Genomic DNA, 26912 nt, shown 5'->3' with positions numbered 1-26912 from the left:
GTACAGGCCTTGAATAAGTAAAGAGTTCTCAGCCTAACGTTCAAAGTCCTGATTAATTAGTTTAAAAGCCTGCTGTCTCGGTGTCGGATTAATACGTTAATGATTGAATATTGAAATGCATAAAACACATAACTACTACCCGGCATCGGCTTCAAATGAAGCGGATGCCACAGTAGGTGTGTGCGGTGCAAGGCACTGTGAATCACTGCCCGGCTGCAAGTACGGCATCAGAATCGGCGCCATGCCCTTGAGCACCTGCACCGGCAGGGCCGAGGTGAACTTGAAGTTCTCCGCCGAGCGCCCCGGCACGAATGCGGTGAGCGTGCCGAAATGGTGGTCGCCGATGTAGAACACGAAGGTCGCCGTACGGTTGATCGACTTGGAGCTCAAAATGCGTCCGCCGGAACCGATGGCTTCGATGCGGTTGTCACCGGTACCGGTCTTGCCGCCCATGGTCAGCGGTGTTCCATCGTTCAGTTTGAAACTGCCGGAAACACGTTTGGCCGTCCCCGAGTCCACCACTTGCGAAAGCGCTTCACGCATCGCCGTGGCGACTTCGGACGGCATCACCCGTTTGCCGACGTGAGGGTCATTGACCAGTTTGGTTTCGTAAGGCGTGCCAGCGGCGAAGTGCAGGCTGTCGATGCGCAAGGTCGGCATGCGAACACCGTCGTTGAGGATGGTGCCGATCAACTCCGCCAGCGCGGCGGGACGATCACCGGAACTGCCGATGGCGGTGGCCAGCGACGGTACCAGGTGATCGAACGGATAGCCGACTTTCTGCCAGCGCTGATGGATGTCGAGGAACGCCTCGATTTCCAGCATGGTGCGGATCCGGCTGTCGCGGGCGCCCTTGTGCTTGCTCTTGAACAGCCAGCTGTAGACTTCCTGACGTTCGAACTGACTGGCCTTGACGATCTGGCTCCAGGTCGCGTCCGGGTGGTTGAGCAGGTAGCCGATCAGCCACAGGTCCAGCGGGTGGACCTTGGCGATGAAGCCCTGATCCGGCAGGTCATAGGTGCCGGGCCCGTAGGCCAGATAGAGCCGTTCCAGGCGTTCGTCGGTGAGTTTTTCGGTAATTTTTACGCCCTTGAGGTGCGAGCGCACAAAGGTGTTGAAGTCTTCCTGACTGGCGTTGGGCAGCAGGTAACGGTGCACGGCGGCCATGCGGATCGGGGTCGGGCGCATGCTGTCGAGGAAGGTATCGAGCCGGGCCTGGGTGTCCTTGTTTTTGTATTTCTTCCAGAACTTGAGCAGGAACGAAGTGCCTTCGCGGTCGGCGAACGAGGCGAGGTATTCCTGACGCCGCGGGTCGCGATCGTCCTTGAGCAGCTCGGCGCTGTTGTTGGGGCCGGAGTAGGTGGTGTAGCGCACCAGATCGCGCATCAGGCGAATGAACGGCAGGTTGATCGACTCGCGCAGAGCATCGCGCAGGGTCGGCATGCGGCCGTTGTCTTCCTTGCGAAAGTTGTGGAACACATGCAGCCCGCCGCCGGTGAAAAACGCCTCGCCGGGGCTGGCGGAATATTTGCGGTCGAGGGCTGCGCCGAGCATCTTCGACAGGTCGTGATCCTTGTTCTGGATCAGGTAATCGATCACCCACTGGGTCAGGCGGTCCTGATCCGGTACGTCCACTTTCTTCAGCTCCGGCACGGTCATGGCGCCGTACTTGTCATGCAGCTCAGAGATGATTTGCAGGTAGGTGGTCAGCACCCGCATCTTGGCGGTGGAGCCCAGTTCCAGCTTGCTGCCCTCGTTGATGTCGAACGGCTGGTCGGTGCTGTCGGTCTGCACCCGCACGCGCGAACCGTCCGGTGTCAGTTCGAACAGTGTGAAGCTGTAGCGCACTTGCGTGGTGCTGGTGGGCGTCAGCAGACGTTCGCCGAGCAGGCCGATTTCGGCGGCGTAGGCGGGGTCGGCGAGTTTTTTCAGGTAGGCGGTGGCCTGGGTTTGCAGCTCGCCTTGCAGAGTGCTGGTGGCCGAGAGGTCGAGACGGTCGAGATCGTAGAGCGGACGATTGAGCATCGAGGCCAACCGGCTGCGGGCGACGCTGATGCCTTTGTTGGTCTCGATCGGCTGGATGGTCGGCTGGGTCTGCCAGTCGCGGTAAGTGACCTTGCTGGCCAGGGCGGCATCGGCCAGCGCGTTGTCGATCACGCCGTTCTGCTTGAGCAGCCGCAGATGGCTGTCGGTGAGGTCGGCCAGCTCTTCCCGGCCCTTGGTCAGGTAATGCGAAGGGCGGCGCTGGGCGATCATCAGCGAGAGCATTTCGCGCAGGGCCAGGCCCTTGTCGGCCATGGTCTTCGGGTCGGTCGCGGTGCTCGCCAGTTTTGCGTTGGCTTCGTTGAAGTCGGCGCCGTACCAGACCCGCAAACCTTCGGCCATGCCGTGGACTTCACCATGCCCCGGCACCGCTGACAACGGCACGCTGTTGAGGTAATCACGAATGATGTTGCGCCGTGCCGACAAGGTGTCAGGGCCGGCCTGATAGGCTCGCACGCTGGCGGAAATCATCTGGCGGATTTTCTCGGCGCCGTTCACCGTCAGTCCGTCAGGCGAGTGGCGATACTTTTCCAGTTGCGTGGCCAGGGTGCTGCCGCCGGCCGACTGTCCCGGCAAGTGCAATAACTTGGCGACCTGCGACCACGCGGCCATGCCGAAGCGCGGCCAGTCCACTGCCGGGTTGGCCAGCGGTTGTTGGGGGTCGAGCAGAAAGCGGTTTTCGATGAACAGCAGGCTGTTGACCACCACCGGCGGGATCGACTCGAAACTCGAATACAGCTGCTGTGGATAGTTGTACTGATACAGCGGCGCGGCGCGGCAATCGGTGATCGACAGCCCGGCCTGGATTTTCTCGGAGTAGGGCACGAACAGGCCCTTGTCGGTATAGCCGAGCAGCGCTGGCGAGAAGCGCGTCTGTTCGGTGATCACGTAGTTGCGCTTGAGCAGCCGAGGCAGAAACTCATCCAGCGAGCTGTAACCCAGACGCAGATCGAAAGGCCCGTTGCCCGGATAACGAATGGCTTCGCTGGGCCCCGGTTGCAGCTCATAAGTCAATTTGGCGGCGTACTGGCTGACCTCGCGGGATTGAAAACGCGAGGTGCGCATTTCCTTCATCGCGGCCAGGCCCACCACAATCGCAATGATCACCAGCAACAGCCAGAAAGCCTTCCACCCATGCCGGTTGCGACGGGGTTTCTCAGGGACAGGCGCTTCATCCACACGTTCAGTCGGAACCACTTTTTCACTCGAATCGGTTTGCCACAAAGCGCCCATAGTCGATTGATCCATTCACGCAGATTGATCGGACTTGACTGAAGCTTAGTCGGTGGTTGGCGCGGGTGAAAAAATTGTGAAGCCTGGACCCTGAACAAATCTGCGCGGCGGGCAATCCGGCAGCGACGGGTGTGCAGGTCCCGGAAAAGGGCGGAACAGAGCGGTTCTCGGGTAAATACGACTTGGGTAGGGGCATGACGATGCACCATTGCTGTGCAATACTCGGCGCCCATTTCGGCAGTGAATAATCCGGTTTTTTCAGGAGTGTTTGTCTCGAAAGGCCGATTTATAACGATGCTTGTCGCTGAATATGTCGGTTTTTAGAGTGAAATTTCCTGCGGGAAGCTTTTTATACTGCCAGCCCCTCTGATCCTCAGGCCCGAACCTGCAGGACGCGTCCGCCCACGAGGCCGGCGCGGTGTCGGGAAGCCATGGCTTATCGGCCGACGCTTCGACACTCGGTGGTCTATCCAATAACAAGACGAGGAAGTCCCCCATGCCAGTCGGCAATCACCCGCCCCATGGCGAGACCGCTAACGGCGGTCCACTCAAACGCGAACTTGGTGAACGGCACATTCGCCTGATGGCGCTCGGCGCCTGTATCGGTGTCGGTCTGTTTCTCGGTTCGGCCAAGGCCATCGAAATGGCCGGCCCGGCAATCATGCTGTCTTACATCATCGGTGGTCTGGCGATCCTGGTGATCATGCGCGCCCTCGGCGAAATGGCCGTACACAACCCGGTGGCCGGTTCCTTCAGCCGTTACGCACAGGATTACCTCGGCCCGCTGGCGGGTTTTCTGACCGGCTGGAACTACTGGTTCCTGTGGCTGGTGACCTGCGTCGCCGAGATCACGGCGGTGGCGGTGTACATGGGCATCTGGTTTCCCGATGTCCCGCGCTGGATCTGGGCGCTGGCGGCGCTGGTCAGCATGGGCTCGATCAACCTGATCGCGGTGAAGGCCTTCGGTGAGTTCGAGTTCTGGTTCGCCCTGATCAAAATCGTCACCATCATCGCCATGGTGCTGGGCGGCATCGGCATCATCGCCTTCGGTTTCGGCAACGACGGTGTGGCGCTGGGGATTTCCAACCTGTGGGCCCACGGCGGCTTCATGCCCAACGGCGTGACGGGCGTGTTGATGTCGCTGCAGATGGTGATGTTCGCTTATCTGGGTGTGGAAATGATCGGTCTGACCGCCGGTGAAGCGAAGAACCCGCAGAAGACCATCCCCAATGCGATCGGCTCGGTGTTCTGGCGGATCCTGCTGTTCTACGTCGGCGCGCTGTTCGTGATCCTGTCGATCTACCCGTGGAATGAAATCGGCACCCAGGGCAGTCCGTTCGTGATGACCTTCGAGCGTCTGGGCATCAAGACCGCCGCCGGCATCATCAACTTCGTGGTGATTACCGCTGCGCTGTCGTCGTGCAATGGCGGCATCTTCAGCACCGGGCGCATGCTCTACAGCCTGGCGCAGAACGGCCAGGCGCCGGCCGGTTTCGCTCGCACCTCGAGCAACGGCGTGCCGCGTCGGGCGTTGCTGCTGTCGATCTTCGCGCTGTTGCTGGGCGTGCTGCTCAACTATCTGGTTCCGGAAAAAGTCTTCGTCTGGGTGACCTCGATTGCCACCTTCGGCGCAATCTGGACCTGGGTGATGATCCTGCTGGCGCAGTTGAAATTCCGCAAAGGCCTGAGCGCCAGCGAACGGGCCGGCCTGAAGTACAAAATGTGGCTGTTCCCGGTCAGCTCCTATCTGGCGCTGGCGTTCCTGGTGTTGGTGGTGGGGCTGATGGCGTACTTCCCGGATACCCGTGTGGCGCTGTATGTGGGCCCGGCGTTCCTGGTGCTGCTGACGGTGTTGTTCTACGTGTTCAAGCTGCAGCCGAAGGATTCGGCACAGGGCGCGATGCGTTCGGTGTCATAATTCGTCAGCGCTGAAACTCGAAAGCCCCGGTCGAAAGTCCGGGGCTTTTGTTTTTCCGGGATAAAGATATTCAACGGCCTGGACATGCCTATCCGCTCGTCTGAAAGGGTCGCTAACCTGTAATTCCTGACAGTAGCCGCTTTCCAACGTTTAGTGATCGAATCGGTGGCAACCAATTCAGAGGCACGGACATGAGGATGAGTGATTTTGTCGACCGAGAACTCGGCCACCGTCAGGTCGTGCTGTTCTTCCTGCTCGCCACGACGCTGTACATCCTGCCGCTGATCCTCGCCGACTTCCCCTACATCGACGACAACTGGCGGACCCTGGCCGCCGGCAACGCCTGGGCGGGGCAGGGGCGGTTGTTCATGGACTGGCTGTATCAGGCGCTGACGTTCACCGGCGCTGCACCGAATATTTTTCCATTGCCGCTGTTGATCGCCACGGTGGCCATGTCTTTTGCCCTGACGCGGCTGACCTTTCACTATTTTCCTGAACCGACCCTGGCCTGTTGTCTGGTGCCGTTGCCGCTCTGGTACAACCCTTTCCTGTTGCAGAACCTGTCCTATCAATACGACGGGGCCGGCATGGCCCTGAGTCTCGTTGCGGTGATTTACGCGATCACGTTTGGCGGTACTTCGCGAATACAGCGATGGCTGGTCCCTTCGGTGCTGCTGGCGCTGGCGATCGGGCTGTATCAGATCAGCCTCAATGTGTTTCTTGGACTGTGTTGTGTGGAGTTGCTCAGGCATGTTCACGCGCGAGTGCCATGGGATGAGCTCTGGCGCCAATCAGGCTGGCGGCTGGCGCAACTGGTGCTGGGCGTGTCGATCTACGCGGTCACGGCCTATCCGTTCACGGATTCCACACGCACCGAATTGCTCAACCTCAGTGCTGATCCACTGCTGCAGATCAGCATCAATTTTGGCCGGGTCATGGAGAAGGTGGCGCTGCTGTTTCACAGTGGCTACACAGCAGTGTTCGTCGTATTACTTCTGTGCGCATTGTTCGGTGGTGTACGGATGGGACGGCAAATTCGCCTGCGCCAGGAACCACCCGCAAAGGGCCGGCTCCTGAGCGTTGGCTGCCTTCTGACTTTGCCGCTGATTGTGTTGCTGGTGCCGGGGATGACGCTGTTGTTTCGCGATTTCAACGAAGGTGCCCGAACTCTGATGGGGTTTGGCGTACTGCTGATGATGCTGTTCTATCTGGCCTGTATCGGATTGACGTCGCTGCACTCGCGGCTGTCCCTGTTGTTGGCAATTCCGCTTCTGGCCACGCTGTCGCTGTCCTTCGCGTACGGGCGGGTGCTGACGATGGAAAAAACCTTCGCCAGCAGTGCTCTCAACAGCCTGAGCCACGACATTTCATCCCATCGCGAACTGCGCGAAGCCAAACGGATTTATATCTCGGTGACGTACTCCGACCGCTGGCTGGCGGGGGCGGTGGGTACGTTCAAACAGTTGCCGGTGCTGCAATATCTGCTGAACATCGATTACTTCATGCTCGCCGAAAATCTGCCTTCGGCCGGCATCACCAACGTGGTCGCCGAGCGGGAGCGGCGCAACGCGACCCGCGTCGGTCTGATGGGCTATCCACCCTTAGTGGACAGCCTCTATTACCGGCTTTACCTGATTGGCGACTACGGCTTCATCGTGATGAAGGAGCCGCCCCACGGCCGCTTGCTGCAATGGTGACCGTTCAGAGTCTAGGCCGCCGCGATTTCCTGCGGCTCAAAACTGTCCGCCCGCGCCATCTGCCACATCCGCGAATAGAACTCGCCGTTCACTTCCCCGGTGAGCAATTCCCCAGGTTTCAAAAACACATGCAGTTGCGAGAACAGTTTGATTTCAGTCGCCGACATGCGCCGTACCAAGTGCTTGGCCGACAGTTGCGACGGATGATCGAGGCCGGCGGCGGCGAGCATTTCCGCCAGCGCCTTCAACGTGTTGCGATGGAAGTTGTAGACCCGCTGGGCCTTGTCCGGCACCACCAGCGCGCGCTGGCGGAGGTTGTCCTGGGTGGCGACGCCGGTCGGGCATTTGTTGGTGTGGCAGCTTTGCGACTGGATGCAGCCGATGGCGAACATGAAACCGCGCGCCGAGTTGGCCCAGTCGGCGCCGATGGCCAGCACGCTGGCGATGTCGAAGGCACTGACGATCTTGCCGCTGGCGCCGAGTTTGATCTTGTCCCGCAGGTTCAGGCCGACCAGCGTGTTGTGTACGAACAGCAGACCTTCGCGCATCGGTACGCCGATGTGGTCGGTGAATTCCACCGGCGCGGCGCCGGTGCCACCTTCCTTGCCGTCGACCACGATGAAGTCCGGCAGGATCCCGGTTTCGAGCATGGCTTTGGCGATGCCCATGAACTCCCATGGATGACCGAGGCAGAACTTGAAGCCCACCGGTTTGCCGCCAGACAATTCACGCAGTTGCTGTATGAAATGCATCATCTCGATCGGTGTGGAGAACGCGCTGTGGCGGGACGGTGAAATGCAGTCTTCGCCCATCAGGATGCCGCGGGTGTCGGCGATTTCCTGGGTCACTTTGTGCTTGGGCAGAATCCCGCCGTGGCCGGGTTTGGCGCCCTGGCTCATCTTGATTTCGATCATCCGCACTTGTGGGGTCTGTGCCTGGGCGGCGAAGCGTTCGGGGTCGAAGCGGCCGTCGCTGGTGCGGCAACCGAAATAGCCGCTGCCCAGCTCCCAAGTCAGGTCGCCGCCGTGTTCGCGGTGATACGGGCTGATGCTGCCTTCGCCGGTGTCGTGGGCGAAGTTGCCGAGTTTCGCACCCTGGTTCAGCGCACGGATCGCGTTGGCACTGAGGGAGCCAAAACTCATGGCCGAGATGTTGAACACCGACGCCGAATACGGCTGGGTACACTGCGGGCCACCGACGGTAACGCGAAAGCTGCTCGGGTCGCTCAACGGCGCCGGGCGCATCGAGTGGCCGATGAATTCGAAACCGGATTGGTAGACGTCGATCAAGGTGCCGAACGGTTTGTCGGCGCTTTCATTCTTGGCTCGCGAGTACACCAGCGAACGCTGGGCGCGGGAGAAGGGCAGGGCGTCGCTGTCGGATTCCAGCAGGTACTGGCGGATCTCCGGGCGGATGCCTTCGACCAGGTAACGGATGTTGCCCAGGATCGGGTAGTTGCGGCGCACCGCGTGGGGGCTTTGCATCAGGTCGAACAGACCCAGCAGGCTCAACACGCCGGTAACGGCAGTGATCGGCCACAGCCAGTCGTGTTCGAGAAAGGGCAGGCTGGCGAGGGTGAAAATCACGCAGACGGCAAAGAAGGCGTAGCGGCTCAGAAGTGACAGGCTCATACGGTTTCCTTGGTTCGGACGGTTTTTTGCGGCAGTCAGGCGTTCTGCGCCTGCAGAAAGATCGAAAACAGCTCCGACTGGGATTTGATCCCCAGCTTGCTGTACATGTGTTTCTTATGGACTTTCACGGTTTCAACAGAGATTTCCAGCTTACGGGCGATTTCTTTACTGGAGCAACCGCTGAGCATCAAACGCCCGACATCCAGTTCCCGGGCGGTCAGTTGCGCGCCCTTGAGTTGCTGCACCGACGCTTCGAGCTGCACCCGCCAGTCCGGTTGCGCAGGCGCCGGTGCCAATGCCAGGGTTTCATTGATTTCGTAGGGCAGGCGCTGGCGCAACAGGCCGAGCACCCACGGCTGGATCAGCGACAGCAAGGCAATCTGCTCGCCGCTGAAGCGCTGCTGGCTGCCCAGTGACAGGCACAGCGTGCGGTCGCCTTCGAGCTGGCAATTGAACTGGATTTCGTCGGCCACCACATTCAGACGAAAGTATCGCTGGTAATACTCGGTCAATTCGAAGTGCTCCGGTGCGACCTCCGACAGGCGATACAACCCGGTGCGCGATTGCTCGCGGCAGGCGATGTAGAACGGGTCGAGCAGGTACAACCCGCGCAGGTAATCCTGGAACAACTGGTCGGGACTGCCGTCGGCGCCGGGGCATTCGGCGAACACCTGCGGATGGCGGTCGGCGCTGAACAGCAGCGCCACCCAGCTATCGAACGTGACGTACTGGTCGAGCAGGCGCACCAGTTGCGCCCAGAAATTCGGCTTGTCGAGGGCGTCGATCAACTGCCCGACGGCGCGGTGCCAGGTGATGTCGTCAAACGAAACAGTCATGCCTCTACCCCTATCGGGTTACCCCGGCCGCGTAATTCCCTGGCCGGTCGAATGCGAAGCATACTGGCCCACAGACAGTCGCCGGGCAATCTTTCGGCACCCGGCGCTCATAACAAGGACTCCCCATGAAAGTCGAACTCGCCCAACTGGCGGGCCGTGACAAAGACACGGCGTACAACCTCGAACGCGCACTCGCGGCGATTGCGGCGATTGCGGCCTGCGCCGCCGACACGCAACTGATCGTGTTCCCCGAGACTCACCTGATGGGCTTCCCGACGGCCGACACTGTGGCGCAGATCGCCGAGCCGCTGGACGGCCCGACCGTCAGCGCCGTGCAGGCTGCCGCCCGTGAACGCAACCTCGCCGTGGTGATCGGCATGGCCGAGAACGACAACGGCCGCTTCTACAACACCACGCTGCTGATTACTCCGGAAGGCATCGCCCTGAAATACCGCAAGACCCACCTCTGGGCGTCGGACCGCGGCGTGTTCGAGGCCGGCGACCGTTACGCCACGTGCCTGTGGAACGGTGTTCGGGTCGGTTTGCTGATCTGCTACGACATCGAGTTTCCGGAATCGGCCCGGGCCCTGGCGCAACTGGGCGCCGAATTGCTGATCGTGACCAACGGCAACATGGACCCGTACGGCCCGACCCACCGCACCGCGATCATGGCCCGGGCTCAGGAAAACCAGGCGTTTGCGCTGATGGTCAACCGTGTGGAAGCCGGGGATGACGGGTTGATGTTCGCCGGCGGCAGTGCGCTGGTGGATCCGCTGGGCACGCTGCTGTTCGAGGCCGGGCGTGAGGAGGGGCGGTTCAGCGTCGAGCTGGATTTCGCTCAGCTGGAGCTGGCGCGCAAGGATTATCGGTATCTGGATGATCAGCGGTTGAGGTTGCCGGGGGAGGTGGTGGAGCGGGATGGTGGTGTTCGGGAGTTGCTTATTCCACACCGTTGAACCCCAGCCCTCACCCTAACCCTCCCGAAACGTCGGACCGCCCGGAGGGAGAGGGGACTGACCGAGGTGTTCTCTCAAGTTACGCCGACCTGAAATACCCAGTCGAACTCAGGTCTTGAAAAGCATGGAGATCGGCTCCCTTTCCCCCTCGCCCCCTTGGGGGCGGTCCGACGTTTCGGGAGGGCTGGGGTGAGGGGGGTAAGGATCTCCAGTCGAACAAAAAAACAAACAACACCCAAAACATTCGCCGAACTCGGCCTCTGCCATAAATCCAATAAAATCCGGAGTAAGTCGCCCATGGCTCGTTTGCAACGCACCCTTTCGCTGGGGTCGGTGGTGCTGTTCGGCATCGCCTACATGACGCCGATCATTGTCCTCGGCACGTTCGGCATCCTCGCCCAGTCCACCGCTGGCATGGTGCCCGCCGCGTATCTGGCGGCGCTGGTGGCGATGTTTTTCACCGCCATGAGCTACGGGCGCATGGCCGCCGCGTTCCCGGTGGCCGGCTCGGCCTACAGCTATGTGCGCAAGGCCATCAGCCCGAAACTCGGCTTCATCGCCGGTTGGGCGGTGCTGCTCGATTATCTGTTTCTGCCGATGGCGATCTGGCTGATCGGCGCCGCGTACCTCGCTTCGGCCTTCCCCTCGATCCCGCAGTGGATCTGGGTGCTGGCGTTCATCGGCATCACCAGCGCCATCAACGTCATCGGCCTGAAGCTCGCCAACGGCATCAACGCCTTGCTGATGCTGGTGCAATTTCTGGTGCTGGTCGCCTTTGTCGCGCTGTGCGTGCACTACGTCGGTGGCGATGCCAGCACGCCGCTGTGGTCGATCAAACCGTTCTTCAATGGCGACATGCAGATGCCGCTGATCATGAGCGGGGCCGCCATCGCCTGCTACTCGTTCCTCGGTTTCGACGCTGTCAGCACCCTCACCGAAGAAACCCGTGATCCACGCCGCACCATCCCTCGGGCAATCATGTTGATCACCCTGATCGGCGGGCTGATTTTCGTCGGTGTATCGTACTTCGTGCAGATCGCTCACCCGTCGTTCCAGTTCGACAGCGTCGACTCGGCGGCCTACGAGATTGCGCGCAACATCGGTGGCGACCTGTTCGTGTCGATCTTCCTCATCGGCCTGATCGTCGGTCAGTTCGCCTCGGGACTGTCTGCCCAGGCCAGCGGTTCGCGCCTGTTGTTCGCGATGGGGCGTGACGGTGTGTTGCCCAAGTCGTTTTTCGGCACCTTGCACGAGCGCTTCGGCACGCCGGTCAACAGCATCCTGCTTTGCGCCGTGGTGGCCTTGCTCGCATTGAAACTCGATGTGACCACCTCGACCTCGTTCATCAACTTCGGTGCTTTCCTGGCGTTCAGCCTGGTCAACCTGTCAGTGATCTTCCATTACTGGATTGGCGGCGAGAAGAAAGGCCCGCGCGAGCTGCTGCTGTTTCTGGTGTTCCCGTTCATCGGCCTGGTCGCGGACTTGTGGCTGATGGTGAGCCTCGATCACCTGGCGGTGTATCTGGGCCTGAGCTGGCTGGCGATTGGTGTGGTGTATCTGGCGGTGCTGACCGGCGGTTTCCGACGCCAGCCACCGGAGATGGATTTCCAGGAAGCGACCTGACCTCAGGCCGCAGGCCGGGTCTGGCGCAACGGCAATTGCACGCGAAACGTCGTGCCGGCGCCCAGGGTGCTGCTGACTGAAATGTCCCCGCCGTGCTTTTTCACGATGCCGTAGGACAGGGACAGACCCAGGCCTGTCCCCTGGCCCACCGGTTTGGTGGTGAAGAACGGGTCGAAGATTTTCTGCAGGGTCTCGGGGGCGATGCCCGAACCGGTGTCGGCCACTTCGATGATTGCCGTTTCGCCCTGCACCCCGGTGCGCAGGGTGATGGTGCCGCGCTCCGGACCCATGGCCTGCGCCGCGTTGACCACCAGGTTCATGATCACCTGATTGATTTGCGAGGGCAGGCATTCGATGTCCGGCAGATCCTGGTATTCCTTGATCACATCGGCCTTGTACTTGAGCTCGCCGGCAACGATGTTCAGAGTCGATTCGATGCCCTGTTGCAGATTGGCCCACTGCCATTCCTGATGGCTGTCGACCCGGGAGAAATCCTTGAGATCCCGGACGATCTGTCCGACGCGCCCGATGCCTTCCTTGGATTCCCGGATCAGCGTCGGGATGTCTTCCAGCAGATAGTCCAGTTCCAGGTGCTCGCGCAATTGCTGCAACTGCGCGGCGGCTTCGGCGGGCAATTCCTGCCCGGCGCTGTGATAGGCGCCGAGCATGGCCAGCAGTTGCTGGAAGTAACCGTCGAGGGTGCCGAGGTTGGAGGAAACGAAGCCGATCGGGTTGTTGATTTCGTGGGCCACCCCGGCGGCCAGTTGCCCCAGCGAGGCGAGCTTTTCCGACTGCACCAGCTGACCTTCCAGTTGCTTGCGTTCATCGATCTCCCGCTGCAAGGCTTCGCTGGCCTGCTTGAACTGAGCGGTGCGCTGGTCCACCAGGTGTTCCAGGTGATGCATTTGCAGCGAGGCGCGTTCGGTCATCTGCCATTTGGTCAACAGGGTGTTGGCCATCTGCTGGACTTCGATGTTGTCGAAGGGCTTTTTCAGGATCAGCAGCCGGTCATGGGCGTGCAGGCGATCCAGCAGTTCGTCCCAGGAATAGTCGGAATAGGCGGTGCAGACCACCACCTGCAGTTGTGGATCCTGCAGCCACAATTGCTCGATGGTCTTTGCTCCGTCCCAGCCATCGGGCATGCGCATGTCGACAAAGGCCAGGGCGTACGGGCATTGCTCCTGCAAGGCCAGATTGAGTTTGGCCAGGCCTTCTTCGCCACCATAGGCCGAGTCCAGTTCGAACATCGCCCGTCGGGGCTTGGCAGGGGCGCCGAACAGGGCGGCTTCCATCTCGTCCAGTTCCGCCGACTGCGCCCGGTTCGGGGTGAGGATCTTGCGAAAGTCTTCATGGATCGACGGCATGTCGTCGATCAGCAGGATGCGGCGGTTCGACAGTTCGCTCATGCGTTCTCCGTTACCGTGATCAGCGGGATCTGCAAAGTGAACAGGGCGCCTTGGCCAGGCCCGTCGCTGTGGGCGGTGAGATGGCCGTTCATCTCGATGGCCGCCAGGGCGCAGCTGTGCAGACCGAAGCCGTGGCCGTCCTTGCGGGTGGTGAAGCCGTGGGCAAAGATCCGCGTCATGTTCTCCGGTGCGATGCCCTCGCCATCGTCCCTGACGCTGATCTCCAGAAAGCCGTCATCGACGATCTTCACCGCCAGGGTCATGGTCCGCGGGCGGTTGCTGAGATCGGACATCGCGTACTTGGCGTTGCTGATCAGGTTGATCAGGATCAGCAGCAGACGGTGCTTGTCGCCCATCACCTGGGGCACGTCGCCGTATTCCTTGACCACCGTGACGTGATGTCGGGTGAGCGCCCCGGCATTCATGCGCAGGGCGTCTTCGAGCAGTTCGTTGACGTACAGCGGCTCGGTCATGCTGTTGGCCCCGGCATAGGATTGCTGGGTGGCGACGATGTCCTTGATGTGATCGACGCTCTTGTTCATCTGGGTCAGTTCGTCGGCCATTTCCTGCTGTTCCTGGGCGATGGCGCCCACCAGTTGGTTGAGGTAGCCGGGCAGCAGCTTGCCCTTGGCGTCCTCGGTCAGAAACGACCCGAGGTCGTCCGGGTGTTCGTTGATCAGCTGCATCGCCTTGCCGAGTCCCAAGGCCTTGCTGCTGCGCAGTTTCCGCGAGATCAGGTCGGAGGAAATGTTCACGCTGTTGAGCACGTTGCCGACGTTGTGCAACACGTTGGTGGCGATTTCCGCCATGCCGGCCTGGCGTGCGGCGTCGAGCAGTTCGCTCTGCACGTTCTTCAGTTCGCGGGTCCGTTCGTCGACCCGTTGTTCGAGCACATCGTTGGCCGTTTGCAGGGCCGCATTGACCCGGTTGATCTCGGCAAAACTGCGGATCAGGCGGATGGCCAGCCACAGCAGCGACAACATCAGCAGGACAGAAAACAGCAGCAGGTAGAAATGGTATTTCTGGTCGGTTCGTTCGGCCTGTTGCTGATCCAGGTCGAGCATGTTGGTGATGGTGTCCAGACGCTCGTCCACGGGAATTGCCTCGATCTGATCGAGCAGGCGGTTGACGATCGGTTGCTCGCGCAGGATCAGGGCGATGTGATTGCTCAGGATCCTGATCGGGGTTTGAAAATCCGCCGGCAGACGTTGTGCGTTCACCGCCAGTTTGTTCAGGCCCACCTCGATGTCGGAGGCCTTGTCGGCGGAGGCGACCTGGGCAAATTCCAGTGCACTGAGCAACAGGTCATAGGTGTCGGTGACGATGTTCTGCAACTGAATCTTGTCGAGGTCGGACAGATTGGCCAGTTGTGCCTGAATGTCATCCTCGGCACTGGGCAGAAAAGCCAGGGAGTTGCGCAACAGCGCGTTGTGCGACTTGAACTGTTCCACCAGGCGGGCTTTTTCCTGCCAGGCGTCCAGGTAGCGTTCGTGGGCATCAGCCCATTGCGTGGATTCGTCCCGTCCATGCCCGGATTCCATGGATTCGAAACGTGCCCACAGGCGATTCATCTCGTTCATCGGCGAGATCAGCGGGTCGTAATTGTGGGTGATCGCCACCCGGGACTTGAGGACTTCACTTTCCCACTGCGAATCCTGTTGCTTGATCTGACGGATCAGGTCCCGGGATTCGGTGTAGGTGGTGGTCTGCTCGGAACTGGACTTGAGGTACAGAAACACCAGGATCGAGGCCAGCAATACGGCGAGGAGGCTGAGCAACAGCAGGCTGCGCCGCCCCGAGACTGTTTTCATCATGGCTGACCCTCCCAGTGTCCGGTCAGGGTCTTGAGAAACTCGATGATCAGTGCCTTGTCTTGCTCGCTCGGCATGCGGCCCAACTGATACTGGAACATCACGTCCACGGCCCGTTCGAGGGTGGGCGCCGAACCGTCGTGGAAATACGGCGCGGTCAGTGCGACGTTGCGCAGGCTCGGCACCTTGAACACGGCCCGATCGTTTTCGTCACCAGTGACGTTGAACCGGCCCTGGTCGGCCACCGTCGGGTTGCCACGATCGGCGATGTAGTCACCGAACACCCCGAACTTCTGGTACATGTTGCCGCCGATGTTCACGCCCTGATGGCAGGCAATGCAGCCGTAGTCCTTGAAGCGCTGATAGCCGTATTTCTCATCGAGGGTCAGGATGTCGGTGTTGCCCAGCAGGTACTGATCGAAGCGTGAGCCGGGTGTCAGCAGTGTGCGTTCGTAGCTCGTCAGGGCGTTCTGGATGTTGGCTTTCGTCACGGCATCCGGGTAGGCGGTGCTGAAAGACTGGCGATAGCCGGGGTCGTCGGCGATCCGTTGCACGACGGTGTTCCAGTCATTGCCCATTTCGTGGGGGCTGGTGATGACGACGTTGCTTTGTTCCTCCAGCGTCTCCACGCGACCGTCCCAGAACTGGCGGAAATTGAGGCTGGCGTTGAGCACGGTCGGGGTGTTGACCGCCACCGGTTGTCCATCGAAGCCCAGGGAAAGGGCCCGGCTGTCAGCGCCGTTCTTGTCCAGTTGATGACAACTGGCGCAGGACAGGCTGTTGTTCACCGACAGCTGTGGATCCTGGAAAAGCCGGCGACCCAGTTCGACGCGCTTCGGGTCCTGTTTCGCAATGTCAGGCAGCGGCTTCAGTGGCTCGTCCAGGGGCGCGGCTACGATATTGACGCCGGGAGCGAAAAGCATCAGGAACAAAACGCTGCGTGACGGGCATGTCGTCGGTGTGTTCATGCAACGCTCCAGGGGTCAGGCAACCCGTCAACCAGAAGGTGGGCAAAGGAGTCTGCCGGCAAGGCTTTGCTGAAGTAGAAGCCCTGGCCCTCCTCGCACTCGTGGGCCCTTAGAAAGGCCAGCTGTTGTGCGGTCTCCACGCCTTCGGCGATGACGTTCAGGTTGAGGCTCTTGCCCAGGCTGATGATCGCACCGACCAGGGCCGCGTCGCTGCTGTCATGGCTGAGGCCGCGAATGAACGACTGATCGATTTTCAGCACATCGATGGGAAACCGCCGCAGGTAGCTCAGGCTGGAATAACCGGTGCCGAAGTCATCGATGGCCAGCCGGACACCCAGGGCTTTCAGCCGGTTCAGCGCACTCATCGTTGCGTCCACGTTCTGCATCAGCACGCCTTCGGTGATTTCCAGTTCCAGCAGACGGGGATCTAGCCCGGTCTGTGCCAACACCTGTTCGATGCCCTCGACGAAGTGCCGCTGGCGAAAGTCGATGGCCGAGGTGTTGACCGACATGCGGATCGACGGCAACCCCGCCAGTTGCCAGTCCCGGGTCTGCCGACAGGCCTCGGCCAGCACCCATTTGCTCAACGGCACGATCAGGCCGCTGTCTTCGGCCACTGGAATGAACTCCGATGGATACACCCAGCCATGCCCCGGTTTTTGCCAGCGCACCAGAGCCTCGGCGCCGACCACCCGGCCGCTGGTCAGCTCGATTTTCGGCTGGTAGTGCAGGACGAATTCATGGCGCTGCAGGGCCTGGCGAATACCCGACTCGATGCCTTGCTGCTCCCGGGCGCGCTGGTTCATGGCTTCGATGAAGAAGCCGATTTCGTTCGGTCCGTTTTCCTTGGCGCTGCGCATGGCCGTTTCAGCTTTCTTGATCAGCTCGATGGCCTCGAGCCCGTCATCGGGGTAGAGGCTGATGCCCAGACTGGCCGTGACGCTCACGTCATGCCCGACGATTGTCTGTGGAGCGCGGATGGCGCTCAGTAGTTTCTCGGCAATGCTGCGGGTCTGCTGTGGATGCTTGATGTCGCTGAGCATCACCACGAACTCGTCGGAGCCATAACGAAAGACCGAGTCCGATTCGCGCACGCAGGCCAGCAATTGCTGGCCGACCCGTTTGAGCATTTCGTCGCCCGCCGGATGGCCCAGGGCATTGTTGATGCGCTTGAAGCGGTCCAGGCCGAGAAACATCACCACCAGTTGCTTGTCGTGACGCCGGCAGGCCGCCAGCGACTGGCTCAGGCGATCGCCCAGCAAGGTGCTGTTGGGCAGGCCCGTGAGGCTGTCGTATTGCAGCAGGTGCGAGACCTTGAGCAGTTCATGCACCCGCGCCTCGATGGTCTGCTCAAGGTTGAGCATCTTCAGCGCTGCGTCCTGGGCCAGTTGCCATTTCCAGGTCAGGGCATTGGCCATCTGGCGGATTTCCAGGGTGTCGAACGGCTTTTTCAGGATCAGCAACTGATCGCCGAATTCCAGGCGCTCGGCCATGGCCTCCCAGCTGTAGTCGGAGTAAGCGGTGCACAATGCAATTTGCAGGTTCGGATCGACTTCCCAGAGTTTTTCGATGGTTTCCAGTCCATCCCAGCCGGGCGGCATGCGCATGTCGGTGAAGGCGAGGGCGTAGGGCCGGCCTTCGTCCAGCGCGTGTTGCACCAGTTTCAAGGCTTCCTGGCCCTGGTAGGCGGAGTCGAGCTGGAACGTCAGGTGCGTTGCCTGACGGGTGCCGAACAGCGTCTGTTCAAGACCACTCAGATCCGCTTCGCCACCGGTCTCGGGGGCGAGGATCTTGCGGAAATCGGCATGGATCGCCGGCGTATCGTCGACGATCAGAATGCGCCGGTTGGTCTGGGGAAAAGGCGTTTTCATCCTTCATCCTCCTTGGGCAGCGGGGCGGCTGCACTTGCGTCCTTCAGCAGTCGGGCTGCCTGTTCGGGGCTGACCGCTTCCCTGAAGCAAAGGCCTTGCACGTTTTTCAGGGGGGCCGAAGAGGCGAGGGCGTCATCCCGATCTGCGGGCTGGACGCCTTCGGCGCTGATGTCGATCGCCAGATCCCGGGCGAAATTGACGATCGCTCGCAGGGTATTGGCGCTGCCTTCATCCTGGGCCGCACTGTCGATCAGGTATTGGGAGAGTTTGAGGTGATTGACCCGGTAGGTTTTCAGGTAATCGAACGATGAGTATTCGGTGCCGAAATCGTCGATGGCGATCTTCACCCCAAGCTCACTCAGGCGCGGCAGCACATCGTTGTGGGTCCATTTGGTCTGGGCCAGGGTCGCTTCCGTGACATCGAAACGCAGATCCCACGGTGCCAGCTCCCAACGGGCGGTGGTGCGCAGCACGTCATAGATGAGCTCGGGGCCGCTCTTGAGCTGCGCCAGAGAGATCTTGATCGCCATCACCGGCGGCGCCACGCCCTCGTTTTGCCACTGGCGCATCTGCCAGCAGACGTGATCCAGTATCCAGCGACCGAGCGGGATGATTGCACCGGTCTTTTCCGCTGCCGGTACGAAGGCCGACGCCGGCAGCAGACCAAGCCTGGGATGTTGCCATTTGACCTGCGCGGCCATGCCGAGAATCTTGCCGCTGTGCATGTCCACTTCCGGCGTGTAATCGAGCTTCAGTCCTCCCTGAATGAGCGCTGTCGTCAACTCTTCGGCAAGGGTAATGCGCTCGGCCACTTCCCGAGTGATTTGCTCGGAGTAGAACTGGTACTGATTGCGCCCGGTTTCCTTGGCGCGGTACAGCGCCATGTCGGCGCCGCCCAGCAGACTGTCGGCATCCAGACTTGTGGGCCGGTAGAGGCAGATGCCGATACTGGCGGAGGTGTGCAAGGCGTTGCCCGTCAAGTGGTAAGGCTGCGACAGTGCATCGCGGATCTTGGTGGCAACGGTGGCGGACTGGGTCGGGTCGCTGACATCCAACTGCAGGATCGCGAATTCGTCACCGCCCAGCCGTGCGACCACGTCGTTTTCCCGCACATTCGATTTGATCCGCTGCGCCACTTCCTGCAAAAGCAAATCGCCGACCGGATGGCCGAGGGTGTCGTTGATCCGCTTGAAATGGTCCAGATCCAGATAAAACACCGCGAAGGGGGCCGCACCCCGGCGAGCGGCGGCGAAGGCCTGATGCAGGCGCTCGATCAGGGTGGCGCGATTGGCCAGCCCGGTGAGGCCGTCGGTGCGGGCCAGCAGGTGCATCTTTTCTTCGGCCAGCCGGCGCTCGGTGATGTCAAGAATGATCCCCTCGACTTCCAGCAGTCGGCCGTCGTGATCGCGTACCGGGATGTAGCGGTTTTCCACCCAGCGCCAGTCACCTGCGCCGGTACGCAGGCGAAACTCGATGGAGGCGCCTTCGGCATGCCGATCGAGCACCCGGCCCATGGCGGTATCGACACTGACCTGATCGTCCGGGTGAATCAGCGTCTGCGCCCAGTTGGCCGAACCCACCAGATCAGCCGCGACATGGCCGTATCGGGTGATGTTGTGGGAGATGTACATCAACGGAAACGACGGCTCGCCGCGCAGCCTGTACAGGATGGTCGGGCTGTTCTGCACGATGATGTTGGCGTCGGACAACTCCCGCGTGCGTTCCTGAACAGCCTGCTCCAGCAGGTTCATCTTCATGGCGGCGTCTTCGGTCATTTGCCACTTGACCGTCAGGGCGCTGGCCATCTGCCGGATTTCTATCGCGTCGAAGGGTTTTTTCAGGATCAGCAGGCGATCGGTCAGGGCCAGCCGCTGGTCGATGTCTTCCCAGGAGTAATCGGAATAAGCGGTACACAGGGCCACTTGCAGCTTGGGGTCGACCTGCCACAGCCGCTCGATGGTTTCCAGGCCATCCCAGCCCGGCGGCATGCGCATGTCGATGAAGGCCATGGCGTAGGGGCGCCCGGCGGCGAGTGCGGCTTCGACTTTGTCCAGCGCTTCGCGGCCCTGATAGGCCGAGTCCAGTTCGAAACGGTCTTTCGGTCCGACGGGGGCGGAGGACGCATCGCCGAACAGCAGGCTTTCCGTTTCATCCAGGCTGTCGGCTTCAGCCGTGGCCGGTTTGAGGATCTTGGCGAAGTCCTCATGGATCGACGCGGTATCGTCGACGATGAGCACGCGGCGGTTGGTGTGTCCGGGTTGCGCACTCATGACGCAAAACCCGTGTGTTCACGCACATTCGTCATCGGGAGCATCCCTTTCCCCTCATCCCATGCCTGCGCTCAGGCCGATGGTGTCGTCCAGCCACTTGAGCATAGTTGCACGGACGCAACTTTGCCTGTCGCGGTGTAACAGAGGATTTACACGCGCCCTGCGAAAATCATCTAGCCTGTGATTCAAGCGCGGGCAAGCAGGGGAGGTCTGCCGGCGCGTCAGTCATGTCCAACGTTTCTCACGAGGCTTCGCCATGGAAGAGCCGTCCGCCCCGATTTCGCCGCCCCGGCCCAAAGTGCTGCTGGTCGATGACGAGGAACCGATCCTCAACAGCCTGCGCCGCCTGTTGCGCGGTCAGCCTTATGACGTCTTGCTGGCCACCAGCGGTGCCCAGGCGCTGGAAATACTCGAGCAGCAACCGGTGAATCTGGTGATGAGCGACGCGCGCATGCCCAACATGGATGGGGCTACGCTGCTGGCTCTTGTTCATGAGCGGTATCCGGCGACCGCGCGGATCATGCTCACCGGCTACGCCGACCCTTCGGCGATCATCAAGGCTATCAACGAAGGGCAGATCCACCGTTACATCAGCAAACCCTGGAACGACGAGGAAATGCTGCTGACCTTGCGTCAGGCCCTCGAGCATCAGCATCTGGCACGCGAGCGCGAACGTCTGGAAAAACTGACGCGAGTGCAAAACGAACAATTGAAACTGCTCAACAGCACCCTGGAAAAACACGTCGCCGCCCGTACCGCCGAACTGCAGCAGACCGCCGACATGCTCGACCTGGCCTACGAAGAGCTCAAGCACAGCTATGTGACCGGCACTGAAGTGTTTTCATTGATCGCCAATCTGCGCCTGCCGCCGGCCAAGCAGACCAACCGGCAGATCATCGAGCTGGTGCGCGGCTACTGCAAGGTGCACCGGCTGGACGAAGCCGCCAGCCGCGATCTGACCATGGCCGCCGCGCTCTACAACATCGGCAAGCTGAGCTGGACCGACAGCATGATGACCACGCCGTCGGACCTGCTGCACAGCACCGAGCGCGACCGCTATCGGGCTTATCCGAAACAGAGCGAATCGCTGTTGATGACCCTGGACCCGATGAAGGATGCCGCGCGGCTGATCCTGCATCACCAGGAGCGCTGGGACGGCAGCGGTTTTCCCGACCGGCTCAAGGGCGAGGCCATCCCCTTTGGTTCGCGTCTGCTGAAACTGGCGGTGGATTTCGTCGAGTTGCAGCGCGGGCTGATTCTCGAGCGGCAAATGAACAGCGACGAAGCGTTGCTGTACCTGCGCCAGTACGCCGGCAAACTTTACGATCCCGAACTGATCGAGGATTTCATCAAGGTCTGTGCAATGGTCAGCGACATCACCCTGACCGATCCGAACGTCAAGGTCATGGGCACCCGGGAGCTGGCAGCGGGGATGATCCTGGCGCGCAACCTCAATGCCGACAACGGCATGTTGCTGCTCAATGCCGGCAAGGTCCTGAGCGCTTTGCTGGTGGACAAACTGATCAGTTTCGAAGCGATGGAGGGAGGCAAATACAAGGTGTTCGTGAAGGTGCCGCAGGAGGGCGAAGCGGCGTTGCTGGCCAGTTCTTGAGGTCGTACGAGGTGACGCTGGCGCCGCCGGCATGGGATCCTTGCGGTTTTTCTCAAGGCCGGTGGCTGACCCATGACTCCTGTATCCGCTGTTTCCTCCCGCACCATTCGTATTGCCGCCGCGTTGCTGCTCAACCACGACGGCCAGACCCTGCTGGTGCGCAAGCGCGATACCACGGCGTTCATGCAACCGGGCGGCAAGATCGAAACCCATGAACTGCCGGTGCATGCGTTGGCCCGCGAGTTGGAAGAAGAACTGGGGCTGGTGATCGATCCGGCGCAGGCGCGCTTTCTCGGCCAGTTCTCGGCACCGGCCGCCAACGAGCCGGGGTTCGTCGTGCAGGCCGAGATCTTTCAACTGACCATCGACGCCGACGTTTCTCCCGCCGCCGAGATCGAAGAGGTGATCTGGATCGACCCGGCCACCGACGGTGATGTGGTTCTCGCCCCATTGACACGCGACCTGATCCTGCCGTTTTATCGAGCCTCGCTGACCGCGATCGCCTGATCATTCGTGCAAAGGACTTCGTCATGATCCCGCTTCAAGACCTGCTGATTTTCGCCGCTGCCGCGTTGTTGATGGTACTGACGCCGGGGCCGAACATGATCTACCTGATTTCCCGTTCGATCTGTCAGGGGCGCAAGGCCGGGGTGACTTCGCTGCTCGGCGTGGTGGCCGGGTTCTTCGTGCATCTGTTCGCGGCGGCGGCCGGTCTGACGGCGGTGTTTCTCGCGGTGCCGATGGCCTATGAAGTCTTGAAGTGGGCCGGCGCGCTGTACCTGCTGTGGCTGGCCTGGCAAGCGGTGAAACCGGGTGCCCGTTCGCCGTTCGAAGTGCAGCCATTGCCGGCGGACTCATCGCGCAAGCTCATCACCATGGGCTTTCTCACCAGCGCCCTGAACCCGAAGATCGCGGTGTTCTACCTTTCGGTGTTTCCGCAGTTCATCACGCCGGAACATGGCTCGGTGTTCAGCCAGAGCATCATTCTCGGCCTGACCCAGATCAGCGTCAGCTTCAGCGTCAACCTGTTGATTGCCCTGTCGGCGGCAGGCATTGCCTCGTGGTTCGTCAACAATCCGTCCTGGCTGGCGGCGCAACGCTATTTCATGGGGTTTGTGCTTGGGGGGCTGGCCCTGCGGCTGATGCTTGAGCAGCGCAAGGCAGCTTGAACATGTGGATCGAAAGGCTGGATGCCAGTCATGCGCTGGCCTATCGGGAGTTGATGCTGGAGGCTTACGACCGGCATCCGCAGGCCTTCACCTCCAGCGTGCGCGAACGCGCAGCAATGCCGCTGAGCTGGTGGGAGTCGCGCCTGACCAGCAAGCTCGATGCGGTGTTTGGCGCGTTCGAAGACGGCCGGCTGGCGGGCATCGTCGGCCTGGCGTTCGAGCCTCGGGAAAAGGCCCGGCACAAGGCAACGGTGTTCGGCATGTATGTGTCGGCCGAGTTTCGCCAGCGCGGGCTGGGGTTGAAATTGATGGAAGCCGTGCTGGGTGAAGCGCAGCAGCATCCGGCGCTGAAGGTCATTCAATTGACTGTCACCGCCGGCAATGAAGCCGCGTTCAAGCTTTACCAGCGTTGCGGCTTCATCCAGTTCGGCCTCGAACCGATGGCGGTGCGGGTCGGCGAGGACTACTTCGACAAGATCCACATGTGGTGCGCGCCTTTCGTGCCATCCGCCAGCCTCAACGAACCGCACTGACCCCATCGAGGGTCGAGAACGAGGTGTCCTTGGCCGTCAGCAGGAAATCGCGCATGTACGGCGCGTCCAGCATGTCGGCGCGGATCGCCGCGTACAACGTCGCAAACAGACCTTTCTCACCCAGCCGCTTGGCCTTTACGTAACCCCGTGAGCTGTATTCATGCAGCGCCCAGTGCGGCATGCCGCACACGCCGCGGCCGCTGGCCACCAGTTGCATCATCATCACTGTCAGCTCGGAAGTGCGCACTTGCGCCGGTTCGATGTCGGCCGGTTCGAGGAAGCGGGTGAAAATATCGAGGCGGTCCCGTTCCACCGGATAGGTGATCAGGGTTTCGGTCAGCAGGTCCTCGGGGACGATGTACGGTTTGCTCGCCAGCGCATGCTGGTTGGCGACCGCCAGCATGGCTTCGTAGGTGAACAGCGGCACGTAAGTAATGCCGGCGATTTCCAGCGGGTCGGACGTCACCACCAGATCCAGGTCACCGCGGGCCAGCGCCGGCAGCGGGGCGAAGGAGAAGCCCGAGGCCAGGTCGAGTTCGACTTCCGGCCACGCATCGCGGAACTGGTCGATGGTCGGCATCAGCCACTGGAAGCAGCTATGGCATTCGATGGCCATGTGCAGACGTCCGGCGGTGCCCCCGGCCAGACGCCCGATGTCACGTTCGGCGGCGCGCAGCAGCGGCAGGGTCGCGTCGGCCAGTTGCAGCAGGCGCAGGCCGGCGCTGGTGAACCGCACCGGTTTGGTCTTGCGCACGAACAACGGCATGCCCATGCGCTCTTCCAGCTCCTTGAACTGGTGGGACAGCGCCGACTGGGTCAGGTGCAGACGGTCGGCCGCATCGACCAGGCTGTCGGCTTCGCGCAGGGCATGCAGGGTTTTCAGGTGACGGATTTCAAGCACTGCAGGCTCCATGAGGAAAATTTGTGATCAACACGAAAAGGTTGAGTTTGTCTCATGTTGTCCTGGCTGTCGACAATGGCGCCATCTTTTACGCAATGGAGAACACTCGACATGGCCGTGGCCCACACCCTTGGTTTCCCGCGCATCGGCGCCGACCGCGAACTGAAAAAAGCCCTCGAAGCCTATTGGAAAGGCGATCTCGATCAGGCGTCGCTGAATCAGGTCGGCCGTGAGCTGCGCGCCAGGCACTGGCAATTGCAGAAGGACGCCGGCATCGACCTGTTGCCGGTCGGCGACTTCGCCTGGTACGACCAGGTGCTGACCCACTCGCTGACCTTCGGTGTGATCCCCGAGCGCTTTGACGGTGCGCGTGATGTGCGCGGCCTGCCGACCCTCGACACGCTGTTCGCCATGGCCCGTGGCGCCACGGCGTCCTGCTGCGGCGGCGAGCACGGCAAGACCCAATACGCCCAAGAGCTGACCAAGTGGTTCGACACCAACTACCACTACCTGGTCCCGGAATTCACCGCCGACCAACAGTTCAAGCTGAGCTGGGAACAGCTGTTCGATGAAGTCGAAGAAGCCAAAGCCCTTGGTCACAACGTCAAACCGGTGATCATCGGCCCGCTGACTTACCTGTGGCTGGGCAAGGCGAAAGGCAACGGCTTCGACAAGCTCGATCTGCTTGAGCGTCTGCTGCCGGTATACAACGAAATCCTCGGTCGCCTCGCTGCACAAGGCGTGGAGTGGGTGCAGATCGACGAACCGATCCTGACCCTCGACCTGCCGCAAGCCTGGAAAAGCGCCTTCGAACGCGCCTATCACATCCTTCAGTACTCGCCGCTGAAAAAACTGGTGGCGACCTATTTCAGTGGCCTGCAGGACAACCTCGGCCTGGCCGTCGGCCTGCCGGTGCAAGGCCTGCACATCGACGCGGTGCGTGCGCCGGATCAGCTCGGTCAGGTGCTTGATCGTCTGCCGACCTACAAGATTCTGTCGGTCGGTCTGGTCAACGGGCGCAACGTCTGGCGCTGCGAACTGGAGCAGGCGCTGGCACAACTGCAACCGGCGCAGGAGCGTTTTGGCGACAACCTGTGGGTCAGCAGTTCCTGCTCGTTGTTGCACAGTCCGGTGGATGTCGAGCGCGAAGACAAGCTCGACCCGGAGCTGAAAAGCTGGCTGGCATTCGCCGTGCAGAAGTGCAGCGAAATCTCAGTGTTGCGTGATGCGCTGAACGACCCGCAAGCGCCGAACGTGCAAAGCGCACTGGCCGCCAGCCGCGCCATTCAACAGAGCCGCGCCCGTTCGCCGCGCATTCACAAGGCCGAAGTGCAAGCGCGGATCGAGGCGATCAACGCCAGCGACAGCCAACGTCATTCGCCGTTTGCGCAACGCATCGCTGCACAACAGGCGCGTCTGAAATTGCCGACGTTCCCGACCACCACCATCGGCTCGTTCCCACAGACCGGTTCGATCCGCCTGGCCCGTCAGGCGTTCAAGCAGGGCAAGCTGTCGGCCAACGATTACCACGACGCCATGCGCAGTGAAATCCGCCATGTGGTGCAAGTCCAGGAGCGCCTGGGTCTCGATGTGCTGGTGCACGGTGAAGCCGAGCGCAACGACATGGTCGAGTATTTCGCCGAGCAACTGGACGGCTATCTGTTCACGCGCTTCGGCTGGGTCCAGAGCTACGGTTCCCGCTGCGTGAAACCGGCGGTGATCTATGGCGATCTGTCCCGTCCGAGCGCCATGACCGTGGACTGGATCACCTACGCCCAGAGCCTGACCGACAAGGTCATGAAAGGCATGCTGACCGGCCCCGTGACCATGCTGATGTGGTCGTTCCCCCGCGAAGACGTGTCGCGCAAGGTTCAGGCACAACAACTGGCGCTGGCCCTGCGTGACGAAGTGGTGGATCTGGAAAAGGCCGGGATCAAGATCGTACAGATCGACGAGGCGGCGTTCCGTGAAGGCCTGCCGCTGCGTCGTGAGCAATGGCAGGAATACCTTGATTGGGCGGTGGAAGCGTTCCGCCTGACGGCTTCGGGGGTGAAGGATGAAACCCAGATTCACACCCACATGTGCTACAGCGAATTCAACGATGTGATCAAGGCGATCGCCGACATGGACGCCGACGTCATCACCATCGAGACCTCGCGGTCGGACATGGAACTGCTGGACGCCTTCGAAGCGTTCGACTACCCGAACGACATTGGCCCGGGCGTCTACGACATCCACTCGCCACGGGTGCCGGACACGGCCGAGATGGTCAAGTTGATGAGCCAGGCGGTGAAACGGATTCCGGCGCAGCGTCTGTGGGTCAACCCCGATTGCGGTCTGAAAACCCGCGCCTGGCCGGAGACCGAAGCGGCGCTGGTCAATATGGTCGCGGCAGCGCGGCAACTGCGCAGTCAGTTGGCATAACACGCAAGAG

The 26912-nt window shown here is 61.2% G+C and carries 18 protein-coding genes; 9 read left to right on the top strand and 9 right to left on the bottom strand.

Going from position 1 to position 26912, the window contains the following annotated elements:
• Nucleotides 1-135: 135 nt before the first annotated feature.
• Nucleotides 136-3276: a transglycosylase domain-containing protein gene (locus tag ACSPX5_RS17870; RefSeq protein WP_439820009.1), complete on the bottom strand. Its 3141-nt coding sequence runs from the start codon at nt 3274-3276 to the stop codon at nt 136-138.
• Between the two features lie 496 nt (nt 3277-3772).
• Between ACSPX5_RS17870 and ACSPX5_RS17865 the strand changes: the two genes are divergently transcribed.
• Complete coding sequence (locus ACSPX5_RS17865; protein WP_207868221.1) at nt 3773-5194, top strand: amino acid permease; 1422 nt, start codon at nt 3773-3775, stop codon at nt 5192-5194.
• Nucleotides 5195-5385: 191 nt separating this feature from the next.
• Nucleotides 5386-6891 (top strand): glucosyltransferase domain-containing protein, encoded by a 1506-nt coding sequence (locus ACSPX5_RS17860; protein ID WP_439820008.1) that lies wholly within the window; start codon nt 5386-5388, stop codon nt 6889-6891.
• Nucleotides 6892-6902: 11 nt separating this feature from the next.
• On the opposite strand, the gene ACSPX5_RS17855 is transcribed toward ACSPX5_RS17860, so the two are convergent.
• Both ACSPX5_RS17855 and ACSPX5_RS17850 read right to left on the bottom strand, forming a co-directional pair.
• Nucleotides 6903-8522 (bottom strand): FMN-binding glutamate synthase family protein, encoded by a 1620-nt coding sequence (locus ACSPX5_RS17855; RefSeq protein ID WP_169431745.1) that lies wholly within the window; start codon nt 8520-8522, stop codon nt 6903-6905.
• A gap of 35 nt (nt 8523-8557) precedes the next feature.
• Nucleotides 8558-9358, bottom strand: coding sequence for a helix-turn-helix transcriptional regulator (locus ACSPX5_RS17850; RefSeq protein ID WP_169431744.1), 801 nt, complete (start codon nt 9356-9358; stop codon nt 8558-8560).
• 125 nt (nt 9359-9483) lie between these two features.
• Here ACSPX5_RS17850 and ACSPX5_RS17845 point away from each other — a divergent pair, with 125 nt between their 5' ends.
• Nucleotides 9484-10314: a carbon-nitrogen hydrolase family protein gene (locus tag ACSPX5_RS17845; RefSeq protein ID WP_439820007.1), complete on the top strand. Its 831-nt coding sequence runs from the start codon at nt 9484-9486 to the stop codon at nt 10312-10314.
• 297 nt (nt 10315-10611) lie between these two features.
• Nucleotides 10612-11937, top strand: coding sequence for an APC family permease (locus tag ACSPX5_RS17840; protein ID WP_207866704.1), 1326 nt, complete (start codon nt 10612-10614; stop codon nt 11935-11937).
• A 2-nt stretch (nt 11938-11939) separates the two neighbouring features.
• Here the strand turns inward: ACSPX5_RS17840 and ACSPX5_RS17835 are convergent, their stop codons facing one another.
• Genes ACSPX5_RS17835 through ACSPX5_RS17815 form a run of 5 tightly spaced genes read right to left on the bottom strand, consistent with a single transcriptional unit; the run spans nt 11940 to nt 20263 of the window.
• Nucleotides 11940-13343, bottom strand: a complete 1404-nt coding sequence (locus ACSPX5_RS17835) for an ATP-binding protein (RefSeq protein WP_169431741.1) — start codon at nt 13341-13343, stop codon at nt 11940-11942.
• Nucleotides 13340-15154 carry a DAHL domain-containing protein gene (locus tag ACSPX5_RS17830; protein WP_439822041.1) on the bottom strand — a complete coding sequence of 605 codons (1815 nt, stop codon included), beginning with the start codon at nt 15152-15154 and terminating at the stop codon, nt 13340-13342. Before ACSPX5_RS17830 ends, ACSPX5_RS17835 begins: the two co-directional genes overlap by 4 nt.
• Nucleotides 15154-16077, bottom strand: a complete 924-nt coding sequence (locus ACSPX5_RS17825; protein WP_439822040.1) for a cytochrome-c peroxidase — start codon at nt 16075-16077, stop codon at nt 15154-15156. Before ACSPX5_RS17825 ends, ACSPX5_RS17830 begins: the two co-directional genes overlap by 1 nt.
• A 41-nt stretch (nt 16078-16118) precedes the next feature.
• A complete protein-coding gene (locus tag ACSPX5_RS17820; protein ID WP_169431739.1) occupies nt 16119-17993 on the bottom strand; it encodes a putative bifunctional diguanylate cyclase/phosphodiesterase in 1875 nt (624 codons plus the stop codon).
• Nucleotides 17990-20263 carry a GGDEF/EAL domain-containing response regulator gene (locus ACSPX5_RS17815; RefSeq protein ID WP_439820006.1) on the bottom strand — a complete coding sequence of 758 codons (2274 nt, stop codon included), beginning with the start codon at nt 20261-20263 and terminating at the stop codon, nt 17990-17992. The genes ACSPX5_RS17820 and ACSPX5_RS17815 overlap by 4 nt, the downstream gene beginning before the upstream one ends.
• Nucleotides 20264-20519: 256 nt before the next feature.
• Here ACSPX5_RS17815 and ACSPX5_RS17810 point away from each other — a divergent pair, with 256 nt between their 5' ends.
• From ACSPX5_RS17810 to ACSPX5_RS17795, 4 genes are all read left to right on the top strand, one after another.
• Entirely contained in the window at nt 20520-21875 is a 1356-nt protein-coding gene (locus ACSPX5_RS17810) for an HD domain-containing phosphohydrolase (RefSeq protein ID WP_439820005.1), read from the top strand.
• A 72-nt stretch (nt 21876-21947) separates the two neighbouring features.
• Nucleotides 21948-22382 (top strand): NUDIX hydrolase, encoded by a 435-nt coding sequence (locus ACSPX5_RS17805; RefSeq protein ID WP_439820004.1) that lies wholly within the window; start codon nt 21948-21950, stop codon nt 22380-22382.
• Nucleotides 22383-22405: 23 nt separating this feature from the next.
• A complete protein-coding gene (locus tag ACSPX5_RS17800) occupies nt 22406-23044 on the top strand; it encodes a LysE family translocator (protein WP_169431735.1) in 639 nt (212 codons plus the stop codon).
• A 2-nt stretch (nt 23045-23046) separates the two neighbouring features.
• On the top strand, nt 23047-23577 hold the full coding sequence (locus tag ACSPX5_RS17795) for a GNAT family N-acetyltransferase (RefSeq protein ID WP_323160758.1): 531 nt from the start codon (nt 23047-23049) through the stop codon (nt 23575-23577).
• On the opposite strand, the gene metR is transcribed toward ACSPX5_RS17795, so the two are convergent.
• On the bottom strand, nt 23561-24478 hold the full coding sequence (gene metR / locus ACSPX5_RS17790) for a transcriptional regulator MetR (RefSeq protein ID WP_085709456.1): 918 nt from the start codon (nt 24476-24478) through the stop codon (nt 23561-23563). The two genes, ACSPX5_RS17795 and metR, sit on opposite strands and share 17 nt — an antisense overlap.
• Nucleotides 24479-24589: 111 nt before the next feature.
• Here metR and metE point away from each other — a divergent pair, with 111 nt between their 5' ends.
• Nucleotides 24590-26902 carry a 5-methyltetrahydropteroyltriglutamate--homocysteine S-methyltransferase gene (metE, locus tag ACSPX5_RS17785; protein WP_439820003.1) on the top strand — a complete coding sequence of 771 codons (2313 nt, stop codon included), beginning with the start codon at nt 24590-24592 and terminating at the stop codon, nt 26900-26902.
• Nucleotides 26903-26912: the final 10 nt, after the last annotated feature.

It is taken from the genome of Pseudomonas sp. HLG18 (assembly GCF_051903985.1).
In the GTDB taxonomy this organism is placed as follows: Bacteria; Pseudomonadota; Gammaproteobacteria; order Pseudomonadales; family Pseudomonadaceae; genus Aquipseudomonas; species Aquipseudomonas fluorescens_BT.
The sequence above is the reverse complement of the archived record's forward strand: the minus strand, read 5'-3'. Positions and strand labels throughout refer to the sequence as shown.

Bases quoted from the DNA above. Each gene is read 5' to 3' on its own strand.
- ACSPX5_RS17840 (WP_207866704.1), top strand. From the start codon at position 10,612: ATGGCTCGTTTGCAACGCACCCTTTCGCTGGGGTCGGTGGTGCTGTTC.
- metE (WP_439820003.1), top strand. From the start codon at position 24,590: ATGGCCGTGGCCCACACCCTTGGTTTCCCGCGCATCGGCGCCGACCGC.
- ACSPX5_RS17800 (WP_169431735.1), top strand. From the start codon at position 22,406: ATGATCCCGCTTCAAGACCTGCTGATTTTCGCCGCTGCCGCGTTGTTG.
- ACSPX5_RS17815 (WP_439820006.1), bottom strand. From the start codon at position 20,263: ATGAGTGCGCAACCCGGACACACCAACCGCCGCGTGCTCATCGTCGAC.
- ACSPX5_RS17830 (WP_439822041.1), bottom strand. From the start codon at position 15,154: ATGAAAACAGTCTCGGGGCGGCGCAGCCTGCTGTTGCTCAGCCTCCTC.
- ACSPX5_RS17825 (WP_439822040.1), bottom strand. From the start codon at position 16,077: ATGCTTTTCGCTCCCGGCGTCAATATCGTAGCCGCGCCCCTGGACGAG.
- ACSPX5_RS17810 (WP_439820005.1), top strand. From the start codon at position 20,520: ATGGAAGAGCCGTCCGCCCCGATTTCGCCGCCCCGGCCCAAAGTGCTG.
- ACSPX5_RS17850 (WP_169431744.1), bottom strand. From the start codon at position 9,358: ATGACTGTTTCGTTTGACGACATCACCTGGCACCGCGCCGTCGGGCAG.
- ACSPX5_RS17795 (WP_323160758.1), top strand. From the start codon at position 23,047: ATGTGGATCGAAAGGCTGGATGCCAGTCATGCGCTGGCCTATCGGGAG.
- ACSPX5_RS17870 (WP_439820009.1), bottom strand. From the start codon at position 3,276: ATGGGCGCTTTGTGGCAAACCGATTCGAGTGAAAAAGTGGTTCCGACT.
- ACSPX5_RS17835 (WP_169431741.1), bottom strand. From the start codon at position 13,343: ATGAGCGAACTGTCGAACCGCCGCATCCTGCTGATCGACGACATGCCG.
- ACSPX5_RS17855 (WP_169431745.1), bottom strand. From the start codon at position 8,522: ATGAGCCTGTCACTTCTGAGCCGCTACGCCTTCTTTGCCGTCTGCGTG.
- ACSPX5_RS17820 (WP_169431739.1), bottom strand. From the start codon at position 17,993: ATGAAAACGCCTTTTCCCCAGACCAACCGGCGCATTCTGATCGTCGAC.
- ACSPX5_RS17845 (WP_439820007.1), top strand. From the start codon at position 9,484: ATGAAAGTCGAACTCGCCCAACTGGCGGGCCGTGACAAAGACACGGCG.
- ACSPX5_RS17865 (WP_207868221.1), top strand. From the start codon at position 3,773: ATGCCAGTCGGCAATCACCCGCCCCATGGCGAGACCGCTAACGGCGGT.
- ACSPX5_RS17860 (WP_439820008.1), top strand. From the start codon at position 5,386: ATGAGGATGAGTGATTTTGTCGACCGAGAACTCGGCCACCGTCAGGTC.
- ACSPX5_RS17805 (WP_439820004.1), top strand. From the start codon at position 21,948: ATGACTCCTGTATCCGCTGTTTCCTCCCGCACCATTCGTATTGCCGCC.